16 protein-coding genes and 1 pseudogene are annotated in these 14921 nt (G+C 69.5%); 9 read left to right on the forward strand and 8 right to left on the reverse strand.

The genetic code is table 11. The annotated features are described in order from the left end of the window. The first annotated feature begins 68 nt into the window (after positions 1-68). From RJT50_RS13350 to RJT50_RS13365, 4 genes and pseudogenes are all read left to right on the forward strand, one after another. The gene (locus RJT50_RS13350; protein WP_313691964.1) at positions 69-245 is read left to right on the forward strand and encodes a DUF5786 family protein; all 177 of its coding nucleotides are present in this window, start codon (positions 69-71) and stop codon (positions 243-245) included. A 1-nt stretch (position 246) separates the two neighbouring features. Beyond that, positions 247-834: an endonuclease dU gene (locus RJT50_RS13355; RefSeq protein WP_313691965.1), complete on the forward strand. Its 588-nt coding sequence runs from the start codon at positions 247-249 to the stop codon at positions 832-834. 24 nt (positions 835-858) lie between these two features. Further along, positions 859-1455, forward strand: coding sequence for a uracil-DNA glycosylase (locus tag RJT50_RS13360; protein ID WP_313691966.1), 597 nt, complete (start codon positions 859-861; stop codon positions 1453-1455). A gap of 21 nt (positions 1456-1476) precedes the next feature. Further along, positions 1477-1758: pseudogene (locus RJT50_RS13365) on the forward strand (dihydrofolate reductase family protein); the annotation flags it as partial. An 83-nt stretch (positions 1759-1841) separates the two neighbouring features. Here the strand turns inward: RJT50_RS13365 and RJT50_RS13370 are convergent. The 6 genes from RJT50_RS13370 to RJT50_RS13395 form a co-directional block, all read right to left on the reverse strand. After that, positions 1842-1988 carry a hypothetical protein gene (locus RJT50_RS13370; protein ID WP_313691967.1) on the reverse strand — a complete coding sequence of 49 codons (147 nt, stop codon included), beginning with the start codon at positions 1986-1988 and terminating at the stop codon, positions 1842-1844. A 230-nt stretch (positions 1989-2218) separates the two neighbouring features. Continuing rightward, a complete protein-coding gene (locus RJT50_RS13375; protein ID WP_313691969.1) occupies positions 2219-2809 on the reverse strand; it encodes a 50S ribosomal protein L15e in 591 nt (196 codons plus the stop codon). A gap of 160 nt (positions 2810-2969) precedes the next feature. Then, the gene (locus RJT50_RS13380) at positions 2970-3374 is read right to left on the reverse strand and encodes a hypothetical protein (RefSeq protein WP_313691970.1); all 405 of its coding nucleotides are present in this window, start codon (positions 3372-3374) and stop codon (positions 2970-2972) included. Between the two features lie 75 nt (positions 3375-3449). Continuing rightward, a complete protein-coding gene (locus RJT50_RS13385) occupies positions 3450-4361 on the reverse strand; it encodes a serine/threonine-protein kinase RIO2 (RefSeq protein WP_313691971.1) in 912 nt (303 codons plus the stop codon). A gap of 432 nt (positions 4362-4793) precedes the next feature. Further along, on the reverse strand, positions 4794-5630 hold the full coding sequence (locus RJT50_RS13390) for a deoxyribonuclease IV (RefSeq protein ID WP_313691972.1): 837 nt from the start codon (positions 5628-5630) through the stop codon (positions 4794-4796). Positions 5631-5714: 84 nt separating this feature from the next. Then, complete coding sequence (locus tag RJT50_RS13395; RefSeq protein WP_313691973.1) at positions 5715-6557, reverse strand: lipoate--protein ligase family protein; 843 nt, start codon at positions 6555-6557, stop codon at positions 5715-5717. Between the two features lie 381 nt (positions 6558-6938). Between RJT50_RS13395 and RJT50_RS13400 the strand changes: the two genes are divergently transcribed. The 5 genes from RJT50_RS13400 (at position 6939) to RJT50_RS13420 (ending at position 13735) form a co-directional block, all read left to right on the forward strand. Next, positions 6939-8480: a carboxypeptidase M32 gene (locus RJT50_RS13400; protein WP_313691974.1), complete on the forward strand. Its 1542-nt coding sequence runs from the start codon at positions 6939-6941 to the stop codon at positions 8478-8480. Between the two features lie 101 nt (positions 8481-8581). Beyond that, entirely contained in the window at positions 8582-10066 is a 1485-nt protein-coding gene (locus RJT50_RS13405) for a phytoene desaturase family protein (protein WP_313691975.1), read from the forward strand. A 287-nt stretch (positions 10067-10353) separates the two neighbouring features. Further along, positions 10354-10542: an HVO_0416 family zinc finger protein gene (locus tag RJT50_RS13410; protein ID WP_313691976.1), complete on the forward strand. Its 189-nt coding sequence runs from the start codon at positions 10354-10356 to the stop codon at positions 10540-10542. Between the two features lie 100 nt (positions 10543-10642). After that, entirely contained in the window at positions 10643-12499 is a 1857-nt protein-coding gene (locus RJT50_RS13415; RefSeq protein WP_313691978.1) for an ATP-dependent helicase, read from the forward strand. Between the two features lie 84 nt (positions 12500-12583). Then, complete coding sequence (locus RJT50_RS13420; RefSeq protein WP_313696019.1) at positions 12584-13735, forward strand: M24 family metallopeptidase; 1152 nt, start codon at positions 12584-12586, stop codon at positions 13733-13735. 62 nt (positions 13736-13797) lie between these two features. Here the strand turns inward: RJT50_RS13420 and RJT50_RS13425 are convergent, their stop codons facing one another. Together RJT50_RS13425 and RJT50_RS13430 are read right to left on the reverse strand one after the other, a co-directional pair. Beyond that, positions 13798-14118, reverse strand: a complete 321-nt coding sequence (locus RJT50_RS13425) for a DUF7533 family protein (protein WP_313691979.1) — start codon at positions 14116-14118, stop codon at positions 13798-13800. An 84-nt stretch (positions 14119-14202) separates the two neighbouring features. Next, positions 14203-14841, reverse strand: coding sequence for a DUF502 domain-containing protein (locus tag RJT50_RS13430; RefSeq protein ID WP_313691981.1), 639 nt, complete (start codon positions 14839-14841; stop codon positions 14203-14205). Positions 14842-14921: the final 80 nt, after the last annotated feature.

Consider the following 14921-nt stretch of genomic DNA (forward strand, 5'->3'; position numbering starts at 1 on the left):
GAGCGGCAACGACGCGGTCGGAAATCGCCCCCGGGATTTTTCCCTCACAACCGTTTAGTTCACACCGTATGGGCTTCGGTAGCTACGACGAATCCGAACAGGAGAACCAGGACGTCGACGCCGACCTCGACGAGGAGACGGTCTCGACGGGGGAGGCGGACCACGAGGGCAGCGTCGAGTTCGAGATCGGCGCCTCGAACGACGAACTCCTCGACACCCTTTCGGACATCAAGGACGACGACTGACGTGAAAGCCGGTGCGCGCGCGCTCGGGCTGGCGGTCTCGACGCCGCCGGACGCGGAGCCGACCGCAGCCACCGTCGCCGGAGCGCTGGTTCGGGCCGACCGCGCGCTCGACGGACTCGTCTTCTCCACCTGTACCGTCGGGAGCACCGACTACACCGACGCCGTGCTCGACTGCGTCGCGTCGCTCGACCGCGAGGACGTCCGGTACGTGCTCGCGGCCGGCATCGCCCCCGCGTGGTTCAACGTGCTCGACCTCCGCCGGGTCCACGAGGCCGTCGACCGGCCGGTCCTCTCGGTCTCGTTCGAGGCGAGTCCCGGGCTCGAGTCGGCGCTGCGCGAGCAGTTCGCGGGCGACGCGCTCGCCCGGCGACTCGAGACGTACCGGCGCCAGCCCGAGCGCGTTCGGGTCGACGGGCTGGACGCCTGGGTCCGCGCCGTGGGAACCGACGCCGACGAGGCGGCCGCGGTCGTCCGCGCGCTGACCCCCCAGAGCGAGCGCCGGCCGGAACCGCTCCGCGTCGCGCGCATCGCGGCACGGGCCGGCCGGTCGCTCCACGCACCCGCGGGGAGTGACGACCGTGGAACCTAATTCCCTGCCCGCCCGTCCTCACCCATGGACCTCGACGACGACCTCCGCGTGACCGGGTGCGAGCGCTGTCCCGCGCTCGTCGACTCGCGCTCGCGGATCGTCAACGGCGTCGGCCCGACGGACGCGGACCTCGTGTTCGTCGGCGAGGCACCGGGGGCGAACGAGGACGAGCAGGGCGAACCGTTCGTCGGGCGCTCGGGCACGGTGCTCGACGACGCGCTCCGGGACGCCGGTCTCGCGCGCGCCGACGTCCGAATCACGAACTGCGTCCGCTGTCGTCCCCCCGAGAACCGCGACCCGCACCGGGAGGAACTCGACAACTGCCGGGGCTATCTCGCCGAGGAACTCGACCGACTCGACCCCGAACTCGTCGTCACGCTCGGCAAGGTGCCCTCCGAGCACCTGCTGGACCGCTCGGTGGCCGTGACCTCCGAGGCGGGCGAGGTGTTCGACGCCCGCGTGGGAGAGACGGCGATCCGGCTGCTGGTGTCGGTCCACCCGGCGGCGACGCTGTACGACCGGAGCCAAGAGGAGACGTTCGAGGAGACGATTCTGCAGGCCGCGGAGCTGGCCGGCGTCGGGGAGGGCGGGGGCGGACAGTCGCGGCTGGGCGAGTACTGAGGCGTCTCGTCGGGGGAGGCCGTCGCGGACCTCAAGCGGGAGCGCGGCGACGTGATCCTCGTGCAGGGGAGCCACGAGCTGATCCAGACGCTGCTCGCAGGGGACCTCGTCGACGAGTTCTGGCTCTGGATTTTCCCCCTGGTCCTGGGGGACGGAAAGCGACTGTTCGGGGACGGGACGATCCCCGCGGCGCTGGAACTGACGAGCGCGGAGACGTCGAGCACGGGAGTCCAGCTGCTCTGGTTCGAGCGGGCTGGCGAGATTGAGTTCGGCTCGTTCGCGCCGGACGACGTGGCGGAGTGAGTGGTGGGACGGGCGTGGATTCGTCTAGCGAGCGATTCAGCGTCTCGCTACGTACAGGTGAAGGACCAACCGTCCAGTCCAACTCACAGGATGAACAGAACTACGAAGACAGCTATCACCACGAGAAGGAAAAGAAGAAACCAGCGACTCCCGCTTTCATCATCCTTCTGTAGCTGTTCACTTCGGTGTTTGGAGTGAGAGTGCTGTTCATACCCTGTGTCGTCGTTCATCCTTGTATTATCTTATGGATCTGGCGGGATAAAGATAACTTCGCAGGCCGATTCATCGGACGACTCTCCCGAGCCGACCGTAAAATCAACGCCGTGTGACTAGTTCTCCGACGTTCTCCCACGGAGTGGTCGGGGGTGCGCCGGTGCCGAGTACGGAGTGACGCTGCGAACGTTCCGCGAACCGGTGGCTACTACGGTGTAATCCCTGAAAACGCCGAAGCGGAACCGCGTTACTTCCCGCCGCGGTCGCCGCGCGAGACGGACGGCCGTGTCTTCTCCGCGCCCTTGCCGCGGTTGTTCAGCCCGCGGTTCTTCGACCCGGCGTTCGTGAGGCCACGGAACGCGCGACCCTTCTGGGAGTCGTCGCAGATCCAGTTCAGGTCGTCGTCCGACTCGATGGCCGGGTGCTCGGGGTCGACGAGGATCACTTCGAACCACTTCTGGGAGCCGTCCTGGCCCACCGGGTAGGAGGCGAGCGCGCGGAGGTTCGGGTACTTCCGCGAGACGCGCTCCTCGCCGATGCGCTGGATGGACTTCCGGCGACCGATGCGGTTGACGCCCTGTCGCTTCGAGCGGCGGCCCGCCTTGTGTCGCTGCTTTCGCGCCCCGCCCTTGCGGACCGAGACGCGGGTCACGACGATGCCCTGCTTGGCCTTGTAGCCGAGTTCGCGCGCCTTGTCCAGCCGCGTCGGCCGGTCGATGCGGACGATGGCGCCCTCGCGGCGCCAGTCCTGCTTGCGCTGCCACTGCAGTTCCGCGAGCTTTCCGTCGTCCTGGTTCCGCCAGGCTTCCTTGATGTGGGAGTAGAAGCTTCGTGCCATGGGTGATCTGCGGGCGCTTGCGATTCAGCCGCGTCGGGGGAGCCCCGAGCGGCCACATTTCGTCCCAGCGTACCGGGTGCCCGCTGGCGGCCCATCACCAGCGAGTTGTTCGTGAGAACAGGGCGGTCGCTGTTAAGGACTTCGAAGCGACGTCGCCGCGTCAAGGCGTCTCGGGGCCGTCCGGGCGCCCCGAGCGGGCGTCCGACTCGTCGGGGTCGATCGACCCGTCCGCATCGGCCGATCCGTCCGGGCCGCTCGATCCATCCACATCGCCCGGTTCGCTCGACTCGCTCGGCGGGCCCGGCGGCTCGACGACCCCCAGCGCGGGCAGGAGGGCGACCCACCCGGCGAGGACGAGGACGACGCCGACCGCCGCGTAGAAGCCCTGCGAGCAGCAGTAGTAGCCGCCGCCGAGGCCGCGGAGGACCTCGCGCCCGCCGTACGCGATCGTCACCGTGCCGACCGTGGCCGCGCCGGCGCGGCCCACGACGTCGGGGCGACGGCCGACGACCCCGGGCGAGAGGAGCGACGCGAGGAGGAACAGCGTTGCGAGGGATCCGTTCACGCATGGTCGGACGCCGGGCCGATCCAAAACGTTCGTGGTTCGTCGGTCGGAGTCGACGGATCGGGCGGGCGACCGTTACGCCCCGTCGAACGCCCGCACGGACTCGAACGTCCCGTCAGAAATCGCCGCCGCCACGGCGTCGGTTTCCACGTCGGGCGTCTCTCCCGGGTACTTCCGGTGGAAGTAGCCGACGACGTTCTCCACGTCGCGCGCCAGCAGTTCGTCGGCGTTCTCGTGGTCCGTCCCGACCGACTGTGGCCAGTCGAACACGACGACGCCGTCCTCGCTGACCGCGACGTTGTACTCGCTCATGTCGGCGTGGACGTAGCCGACCCGGTAGGCGGTCGCCATCTCCCGCAGGACGAGATCGAGGACGCCCACGACCTGCTCGGACCGGAGCTTCGCGTCCGCGAGTTCCGGCCCGGGGAGCTTCTCCATCACGATGGCGTGGCGGTTGTGGTCCACCGGCCGCGGGACGGAGACGTCCGGGTAGAGGTCCTCCAGCGCGCCGTGCTCGCGCTCTGCGGCCTTCCGCGCGGTGTACTGCCAGGAGACGTGCTGGTTGTCGGCGGTGTAGTCGCGCCCCTTGCTCACCTCCCGGAAGTTGGTGTACCCCTCGCGGTGGAACTTCAGCGCGAACGGCCGGTAGGACTCCACCTCGTACACGTCCGACTCCTTGCCGACGCCCAGCGGCGAGCCGACGCCGAGCACGGTGTCACGCTCGGCGAACGTGTGGAGCGCGAGCGCGTCGTACCCACGGAACGTCAGCTGGTATCCCTCGTACTGGATGGTCTTGCGCTGGATGAGCCCGCGGTCCGAACAGCGGTCGATGCGGTACTCGACCTCCTCCTCGGTGAGGTTCGCGTAGTCGGGGAGCTTCTCCCGGTTCACCCACTCGGAGAAGCGCATGCCCTGCTCGACCCCCGAGAGGAGATAGAAGTCCTCGGGTTCGAGTTCGGTCATCACCCCCGCGACGTTCTCGACCATGTTTCGTGGGAGGTTCGGGAGGCGGTAAAAGCGGTCGGTCACGATTCCGTGTCGTCTCGGACGTCATTGAGTGGAAGTACAGAGTAGGGTCGGAAGCCAGGATGAGAGAGCGACGGCGAGCGGAGCGAGCCGAGTGAACGAATCGGCTGGGGAGGCGTGTGGCTGCGGTGGCGGTGCGGTCGGGTGGGACTGGAAGGGGCCGTGGCTCTCGGGGACGGCGCGACCGTCAAGCACCACAGCGCGAGCGAAGCGAGCGCGAGGAGCGCAGCGGTCGCGCCGTCCCCGAGAGCCATGGGGGCTTCCGAAGCGTTCCGAACCGAATGAGTGGCTACCCTATTCTACGCAGACGGGGACTCCCGCGGTCGTCACCACGGCAGTCGCGGTGCTGACTGAACCAACACCGACGACGAAATCAGACCCGAAGAACCCGGATCATTCCCGCAGTTCCTTCACGCGCTGGATGTTCCAGGCGAACGACTTCCCGTCCTCGGTCGGCGTCTCCAGCGCCATCGGCACGTCGAGCAGGTCGGGGTGGTTGATGAACGCGCGCATCCCCTCCTCGCCGATGAGCCCCTCGCCGATGTGGGCGTGCTCGTCCTTGTTCGTCCCGCACTCGTGTTTCGAGTCGTTCAGGTGGACGTATTCGAGGTGCTCGAGCCCGACCACGTCGTCCAGTTCGGCGATGGTCTCCTCGACGCTCGCCTCCGTGGAGAGGTCGTAGCCCGCCGCGAACGCGTGGGCCGTGTCGAGACAGATGTCGAGATCCAGGTCACAGCGGTCGATGATGCCCGCGAGGTGCTCGAACTCGCCGCCGAGCTTCGTGCCCGAGCCGGCGTCGGACTCGATGAGCACCGTGACGCCGTCGGGAACGTCGAGTTCCTCGAGCGCCGAGGCCGCGTTGTCCAGACCGCCCTCGACGCCCGCGCCGGTGTGTGCGCCGAGGTGGACGTTGACGTACGGGACGTCCAACCTGTCGGCGGCGTCGACCTCCTGTTGCATGGAGTCGACCGACTTCTCGCGCAGGTCCTCCTTCGGCGTACAGAGGTTCACGAGGTACGACGAGTGGATGACCCACGGGCGGACGTCGTTCTCGTCGGCCGTCGCGCGGAAGCGCTCGGCCTCTACGTCCTCGATCTCGCCGTGGTTCCAGACCTGGGGCGAGTGGGTGAAGATCTGCCCGCAGTTGCCGCCGTCCTCGATCGCCTCGTCGACCGCGTTGGACACGCCGCCGGCGATGGACTCGTGTGCGCCGATCCGGAGTTCCGTCATGCCTGCGGGTGGTCGGCGGGCCCTCAAAGCCGCTTCGGAAGCGGTGGAGTAGACGCAAAATCGACCGCTCGAAGCTCGAATCACCTACCGACCGCCGGGAACCCGCCGGACCCAGTCGTCGCTCCGGTACTTCTCGTCGCCGATCTCCTCTGCACGCTCCAGTTCCTCCGCCGTCCACTCGCCCGGCGACGCGTCGGCCCACTCCGCCAGCGTGTCCTCGAACGCAGTCACGGCTTCCCGGCGCGTCGCGTCGGTCAGTTCCGCGATGCCGGCGACCCGCTCGGCGAACCGGTCCTCGGTCACCCCCGGGTCGGCGAAGCACGCGAGATGGTCGCCGGGCTTCGACTCGTAGGTCACCGAGCCGTGCTGGATGACCGCGTCCTCGCGGCGGTACTGGGCGTTGCCCGAGAGCTTCCGGCCGTCGCCGCCGGCCGAGAGCACGTCGTGTGCCGGGTGGAGCCCCCGGAGGTAGCACGCCGGGTGGTAGACGGCGTCGCGCTCCTCGCCCGCGTAGTCGGCGTCGACGCCGAGCCGTCGGAAGGCGTCCAGGACGGGTTCACAGAGCAGGCGGTAGGCGTCCATGAGCGACCCGGGGAGTTCGGCCGCGGGGGCGGTGATGGAGTAGGAGACGTCGCCCGAGCGGTCGTGGTAGATGCCGCCGCCGCCGGTCTGTCTGCGCGTCACATCCACGTCCGCGTCGGCACAGCGGTCCCAGTCGACCGTCTCCGGGTCCTGGTTGTAGCCGAGCGAGAGGCAGGACGGCTCCCAGCGGTACACGCGGACCGTCCGCGGTCCGCCGTCGGCCGCCGTCTCGGCCGCGACCTCGTCGAGCGCCATGTTCAGCGGGCCGGGCCGGGCCTCCTCGCGGACGAGCCGCCAGTCGCGGTCGGCGAGTGGGCCGGCGGAGTCCGCGTCGCCGTCGGTCATGCCCGGAGATGGGCCGCGCCGGGGCAAAGACCCCTCGGTGTCGCGGGAGGACCGACTGGGTGCGGTGGCGCGCGGCGGCCACCCCTCGTGGGCGGCCAATTCGCGCGAGGGACGAGCATCGCAGGCGAGGGAGCGGAGCGACCGAGGCTAGAAGCGCAGAGCGTGCCGAGGAGCGTAGCCAGCCGGGGGCTTTCGAGGCGTGCGTCACGACAGCCGAGACAGGACCGAACGCGACACACAGTAGGCTTTCGAGGCAGTTTGACGGGAAACCGCGAAACCCTCCTCGACCACACGAGAACCCGACCCGACACCGAACGAAAACCGGCCACGAACACAGCACACCCGGACCTTGATACCGTCTACCACACACGAAGATACGAGATGGCACGCCAGTCCTCCGACGCCGAATCCGGCGGAGAACCCGACCGAGAAGCACCCGAACGGTACGAGGCCCTCCTCGACCGATACAGACGGATCGCGTACCTCGAGAGCGGCTCGGGCGTCCTCTACTGGGACCAGCAGGTCACCATGCCCGAGGGCGGTACGCCCGCCCGCGGCAAGCAGCTCGCCGCGCTCTCGGCGACGACCCACGAGAAGCTGACGAGCGATGGGATGGCCGAGGCCATCGCCGACGCGGAGGACGCGGACCTCTCCGAGGCGGAGGCGGCGAACGTCCGCGAGATCCGGCGGCGGCACGACCGCAACCGCTCGGTCCCCGAGTCACTCGTCGAGGAACTCACCGAGCACACGTCCAACAGCCAGCGGGTGTGGCAGGAGGCGAAGGCCGAGGACGACTTCGACCGGTTCGCGCCGGCCCTCGAAACGCTCCGGGACCTGCAGGTGCGACGGGCCGAGGCCATCGACCCCGACCGGCCGCCCTACGAGGTGATGTACGAGGACGGCGAGCCGTACCTCCCGCTCGACCGGATGGCCGAAATCTTCGAGGAGCTCAAGGACGCGCTCGTCCCGCTCATCGAGGAGATCCAGGCGGAGGGCGACGACCTGCCCTCGCCGTTCGTCGAGGCCGGCCCGTACGCCGACGAGGAGCAGCGGGCGCTCTCGGACGCCGTCCTGGACCTGCTCGGCTACCCCGAGGAGCACGGCCGCCTCGACGTCTCGGCGCACCCGTTCACGGCCGGTAACCAGTACGACGCGCGCATCACGACCCGGTTCAAGCCCGACGACCCGATGGACGCGCTCACGGCGACCGTCCACGAGTTCGGGCACGCGAGCTACGAACTCGGCCTGCCGACGGAACGGTTCGGCGAACCGCTCGGCGCGTCGCTCTCCAGCGGCGTCCACGAGAGCCAGTCCAGATTCTGGGAGAATCACGTCGGCCGCACGAAGCCGTTCTGGGAGGGCTTTCTCCCGACCGCGAAGGAGCATCTCGACGGCATCGACGACGTGACGCCCGAGGAGGCGTACGCCGCGGTGAACCGCATCTACCCGGAGAACCTGATCCGCGTGGAGGCGGACGAGCTTACCTACCACCTGCACATCATCCTCCGCTGTGAACTCGACCGCGCGTTCGTCGCGGGCGACCTCGCGGTCGAGGAGCTGCCAGACGCCTGGAACCGGAAGATGGAGGAGTACCTCGACGTGACGCCAGACACCGACGCCGTCGGCGTGCTACAGGACATCCACTGGTCGAGCCGGTTCGCGGCGTTCCAGGGCTACACCATCGGCTCCGTCCTCGCCGCGCAACTCGACCACGCGATGCGGCGGGACGTCGACGACGTGGACGCGAAGATCCGCGAGGGGGACCTGAAGCCGCTCCGGGACTGGATGACCGAACACGTCCACTCGCACGGCCGGCGCTACCCGACCGACGAACTGGTCGAGGAGGCCACCGGCGAGCCGCTGACCGCCGAGTACTTCGTGGACTACGTGGAGGAGAAGTTCGGGGCGCTGTACGGGCTCTGAATCGCGTCGGCCCGGCCCCCGGGTGAAGCGGCGAGTCTCGGCCGGCTTCCACCCACGTCGTCCCCCGGATTTACGGTGGGTCGCGCCGGACGTCGAACCGTATGGGCGGTCATCGGTTCGACGTCGCCGTCGTCGGCGGCGGCGTCGCCGGGATGGCGACGGCGGCACGACTACAGTCCGCGGGACGCTCCACCGTCGTCCTGGAACGACACGATCGGGTCGGCGGGTGTGCCGGCTACTATCGGCGGGACGGGTTTTCCTTCGACGTGGGCGCGACGACGCTCGTGGACTTCAGTCCCGGCGGCGTCGGCGGCCAGCTGCTCTCGGAGATCGGATTCGAGCCGCCGGAGATCGACGTCCAGGACGCCTACGAACTTCGGTTGCCCGACCGGACGGTCACCCTCTATCACGACCAGGAGCAGTGGGAACGCGAGCGGCGGCGGGCGTTCGGCGACGACGAGTCCCACCGCCGGTTCTTCCGCTTTCTCGACCGGACGGCCGAGACGCTCTGGGGGCTCACCAGGCGGGACGTGAAACTGCCGATCCAGGGGGTGGGTGACCTCCTTCGCAACGCCCGGGCGGTCGGGCCGTCGAACGTCGGGCTGGTCAGGTATCTCCGGTGGACGATGAAGGACGCGCTCGTCAGATACGGCGTGTACGACGACCGCCCGCTTCGAACAGCGATGGCGATGCTCGTCGAGGACACCGTCCACGCCGGCCTCGAGGAAGCTCCCCTGCTCAACTCGATCCTCGGGGTCACGATCCGGAGCGCGGGCCTCGGGCGGGCGACCGGCGGGATGGACGGCTTCTGGACGGCGTTTACGGACCACTACGCCGACATGGGCGGGACCCTGAACGTCGGGGAGGCGGTCACCGAGGTGACCGGCAGTCGCGGGTCGTTCCGCGTCGAAACCGACGACGGTCGGCACCGGGCGGACCAGGTGGTGAGCGCGGTTCCCACCGAGCTCACCCGGCGGATCGCTCCCTCGGTCGTGGGGGAGCGGCTGGACGAGTACGTCTCGACGATGCGCGAGCAGGAAGGCGGCGCGATCGTCGTGTTCCTCGGCGTTCCCGAGGCGGCGGTCGCCGGTCGCGAGCACACGCACCACCAGATCCTGCCGGAGTACGACGAACCGCTGGGGAACGGCAACAACATGTTCGTCTCCGTGTCGGCGCCGGGGGATACGGTGAGCGCCCCGGAGGGGTACCGGGCGGTGATGCTCACGACCCACTGTGACGTCGAGCCGTGGCAAGGGCTCGACGAGGCGACCTACGAGCGACGGCGGGCGGCGATCGGGCGGCGACTGGTCCGCGGCGCGCGAACCGTCTACCCCGACCTCGGGACCGACCCGGCGGTGTACGAGGTCGGCACGCCGGTCACCTACGAGGCGTTCACGAACCGGCCACGGGGCGCTGTCGGGGGGTATCGCCAGACGCTCGAGACGGCGAACCAGCGCGCCGTGCCACAGGACGTCGGCGTCGACGGGTTCTATCTTGCGGGGGACACGACCTGGCCGGGGCTCGGGACGGTCGCGTGCATCAAGGGGAGCGGGATCGCGGCCGACCACGTGCTCGGCCGGCGGTGACCAGGACGCGGCACCAAAGGGGTGGAAGACTCGACCAGCGACGCCCGTGGGCTGGGTGAAGACGGCCCCGGCACACCAGTTCGTCCGAGCGATCGAACGGCTGGATCGGTAACCGGCGGCTGGCAACTGGCCGTGTCGCCCGCGCCCGTCCCTCCCCGGAGTACCCGTCACTGCCGGCCCACCGAAAACCGCACGAGGGAGCAGATTAACTCCGCGCCGTGCTGCGGTTTTCGACCGTGTCATACCGCCCCAATACCTATATACTGCCATGTCATAGCGTACCACGTATGGCGTCGGCACCGAGCCCCGACGACGACCTGTTCGATCAGTTCCTGAGTGCCCGCGGTCACGACTCCGAGCCGACACGATGGGAGGAGTCGTACAACAAGAAACAGTGTCCGGACTGTGGCGGACTCCACGAGGACGACGCGCGGACGTGCTCGGTGTGCGGCTGGCGACCCGAGACGCGCCGGTAGCGGAGCCGCCCCCCGCACGGGCGAATCGCCCGTTTTCCAGCCGATATCCCGGCCAGCGGAAGCCACGTCGCTTATGGGGGGCCGGGGCCAGTAAGCGGACATGAGCGACCCCACGGTGACCCGACTGTTCGGCGGTCCGGGCAGCGGGAAGACGACGGCGCTGCTCGACCGCGTCGAGACCCTCATCGAGGACGAGGGCGCGGAGATCCGGGACATCCTCGTGGTCTCCTACACTCGGGCTGCCGCCGCGGAGATCCGCGAGCGACTCGCGGAACGACTCGACACGACGCCCCGACACCTCCAGGGCAACGTGAGCACGATGCACGCGAAGGCGTACGAACTGCTGAACCTCTCGCGGGGCGACGTCGTCTCCGACTCGGACAAGGAGGAGTTCTGCGAGGAGTACGGCGTCGAGTTCGAGGACGAGTACTCGGGCGGCGGCCGGCGGACCGCCCGCTCGACGACGCTCGGCAACAAGGTCATCGCCACCTCCCAGTGGCTCCAGCGCACCCACCGCGACGTCGCCGACTGGTACGACGTGCCGTTCCAGTGGGACGTCGAGGAGGTCCGGCTCCCGCCCGAAATCGACCCGAACGCACAGGAGGGGAACAAGTACACCCCGACGTGGCCCGGCGACGACGACCGGCTGGACGTGCCGAACACGATCCGGGCGTGGCGGACCTACAAGGGCGAACACGACCTCACCGGGTTCGCCGACATGCTCGAACGGGTGAAGCAGCGCTCGCTCCTGCCGAACGTCGACTACCTCGTCATCGACGAGTTCCAGGACATCACGACGCTCCAGTACGAGGTGTACGAGGAGTGGCGGCCACACATGGAGACGGTGCTCATCGCGGGCGACGACGACCAGGTCGTCTACGCCTGGCAGGGCGCCGACCCCGACCTGCTGCTCGACACGCACGTCGACCGGGACGAGGTGTTGCCCAACTCCTACCGACTCCCCTCGGACATCCTGACGGTCGTCAACCGCGAGATCCGCCACATCGAGAAGCGCCAGGAGAAGGACCTCAAACCCCGCAAGGAGGGCGGAACCGTCGAGGCCATCGAGTCGCCCTCGATGCTCGATCTGGTGCGGAACGTCCGCCACACCGTCCAGCGCACCGACGAGACGATCATGGTGCTGTTCCGGGCGCGCTACCAGATGTTCCAGTTCATCGACGAGTTCATGGCCGAGGGCATCCCCTTCTCGTGTCTCACCGACCAGCGGATGTGGACCGATCGGCTCACCGACTACGTCCGCGGCGTCGAGGCGATCGAGAACGACGAGGCGCTCACGGTGCTGCAGGCTCGCCGGCTCGCCGACATCCTCCAGGACTCGGCGTTCGGCTCGAACGAGCGCGACGAACTGTACGACTTCCTCGACGACGTGGAGGAGACCACCGACGAGGACGACCTCGCGGAGATCCCGCTCTCGCCCGACGACGTCACCGACTTCGTCCCGTTCATGCCCGACGGCGCGAGCGCGGCCGACATGGCCCGGAAGGTGACCTCCTTTCAGCGCAAGTCCGTGAAGGCGTACTTCCGGGGCGACTACGGGAAGATGGATCCGAGCCGGGTCCGCCTCGGCACCATCCACTCCGCGAAGGGCCGCGAGGCCGACCACGTGTTCGTCAACACCGACCTGACCGAGAAGGTCGTCGAGCAGATGGCCGCCCAAGTCCGCCAGGAGGAGATCGAGATCGAGGGCCTCCCGGCCGGCGAGGAGTTCACGAAGACGACGAACCCGGTGCCGATCCTCACCGACAACGAGCGCCGCGTGTTCTACGTCGGCATGTCCCGTGCCCGGGAACGGCTGGTCCTCATGGAGAACCTCGTGAACGGCGCGCCGACGCTCCCCATCAGCGTCGTGCTCTCGAACGAACTCAAGGACGACCCGCCCGAGGAGCTCGTCGAGGAGGTCATCGCCGAACTCGACGCCCCCGAACCCGAAGCCTGAGCCGTGCCCGACCGAGACGACCCGGCGGCGTCCGCGGGAACGACCCCGGACGCGCCAGCCCGGACCGCGACCGAGCCGGACGCCGTGGACCCCGACCCGCTCGGGACGGACTACGAGTTCCTCGCCGCGGAACTCCGCCGGCGCAACGCCGCCGCGTTCGTCCACGTCGGCGACCGCTTCGACGACGACCTGCGCTACCTGACGCGCTTTTCCGGTCCGGACCGCGGGTACGCGTTCGTCTTTCGGCGGGGCACCGCGACGCTCTGTCCGCCCGCGCTGTTCGACGAGCAGGCCGGGCGCGAGTTCCCGGGCGACGCGGTCGAGACCGACCGGCAGGGCGACCCGGCGGGGCTCCGTGCCGCCGGGGTGCTCGACGACGCCGGCGTCGACGCCGGCGAGACCGTCCTCGTTCCACGGCACGTCCCGCACGACGCCGCCGTCTACCTCGAACAGGCGGGGTACGACATCGAATCGACCGACGCCGTGGCCCGGGACAGGCGGGTGAAGACCGACCCGGAACTCGACCGACTCCGTCGCGTTCAGGGGACCGCCGCCGGCGGGATGGCCCGAGCGGAGCGAGTGCTGTATGAGGCTGCGGTCGACGGGGACGAGGTCGTCTGGAGCGGCGCGCCGCTCACGACCGAACGGCTCCGCCGGGAGGTGAACCGGGTGCTCGCCGCTCACGGCGTCCGCGACGCGGGCAACACCGTGGTCGGCTGCGGGCCGACCGCCGCGGACCTCCACTTCACCGGCCACGACGCGATCCGGCCGGGCGAGACGGTGCTGCTCGACGTCTCGCCGCGCGGCCCGGACGGCTACTACGGCGACCTCACGAGGACGTTCGCGGTCGACCCGGACGGCGGCTGGGAGCGCCGCGCGTACGTCGCGGTCGAGGCGGCGCGAAACGCCGCGCTCACCGAACTGGAGCACGGCGTGTCCGCCGCGACGGTCCACGAGGAAGCCGCCGCCGAACTGGCGGCCTACGGCTTCCGCGTCGACGACGCGGAGGTGGGCTTTACCCACTCGACGGGCCACGGCGTCGGCCTCTCGCTGCACGAAGGGCCGTCGCTCCCGGGCGACGAGGAGCTCGAAACGGGGACCGTCGTGACCATCGAGCCGGGCGTCTACGACCCCGAGCGGGGCGGCGTCAGGCTGGAGGACCTCGCCGTGGTCACCGACCGGGGCTACCGGCTGCTCGGGGAGTACCCGTTCGGACTGGTCCCGCGGGAACGGTAGGAACGGCCCGCCGTCGCGTCAGGGCCGGCTCGCGGGGACGGGAGGCTCCGTCCACGAGAAGCTCAGGCCTCGTCCGCGGCGTCGTCGTCGCTCGCCGCCGCACCGTTCCCGCTCTCGTCGCGGTTCGACCCGTCCTCGCCGTCGCCTCGCCCGTTCTCGCTTCCGAGGGCGGTGTCGAGGGCTTTCTCGGCCGCCTTGCCCGGAACGTCCCCCGGGGTGGTGAGCCGCTGGGGGAGATACACCATCAGCGCGGCGACGACGAGGAACGCCGCACCCACGACGAGGCTGCCGCCGGCCGCCTGCTGGAGCCCGTAGGCGGCGACGGGGATGGCGAAGATCAGGGTCGCCGCGAGGCCGAGCTGGTCGAGGATGCCGAGTGCCACGGGACGGGGTAGGACCGAGGGCGACAAAACCGGTTCGCCTCGCATCGGCGGCCGGGCACGAGTGGACCATCGGCCACCCGGGACTCACCGCGCCATCGGCTCGGGGAGCTCCTCGGGGTCCTCGATCGAGAGTCCCGTGGTGACGACGAGCCGGAGGCCGCGCGCGACGCTCATGTCCAGTTCGAGAAGCTGTTCGTCGGGGAGCATCGCAAGCTTCCCGGCGGTCGGGTTCGGACTGTGCGGGAAGAACACGGCGTACAGCTCCTCGTCGGCCCGCTCGCTGATCCGGCGCGGCGCGCGGTTCGTCACGAAGCCGACCGCGTACACGCCGTGTCGGGGGTACTCCGCGAGCACGACCCGGTCGAAGCCGTCCCCCGGCGTCCCGAGCGACTCGCTCACTTGCCGGACGCCGAAGTAGACGGTCCGGACGACCGGCAGGAGGCCGACGCCGCGCTCGAAGCCGCCGAACAGCCGCCGTCCCGCCTCGTTGGAGGCGACGAAGCCGACGAGCGTGACGGCGAGCGCGAGCGTCACCGCCGCGAGCACGTGCGCAAGCGGCTCGCTCCCGACGTACTCGGCGAGTCTGGTCGCGCGGATCGGACCGGTGAGCACGGCGGTCAGTCGGTCCACGGCGAAGTCGAGCACGAACAGCGTGATCGCGAGCGGTGCGACGAGCAGGAGCCCGGCGACGAAACTGGCCCGCAGGCGGGCGAACGGGTTCATGCGCGCCGGTGGGGAACGGGGGAGCAAAAAGCCACCCGGCGTCACGGAGTCGGAACGCTTTCCACTTGCGGGACGGAACG

This window comes from Halobaculum sp. XH14 (genome assembly GCF_032116555.1).
Lineage (GTDB): Archaea > Halobacteriota > Halobacteria > Halobacteriales > Haloferacaceae > Halorarum > Halorarum halobium.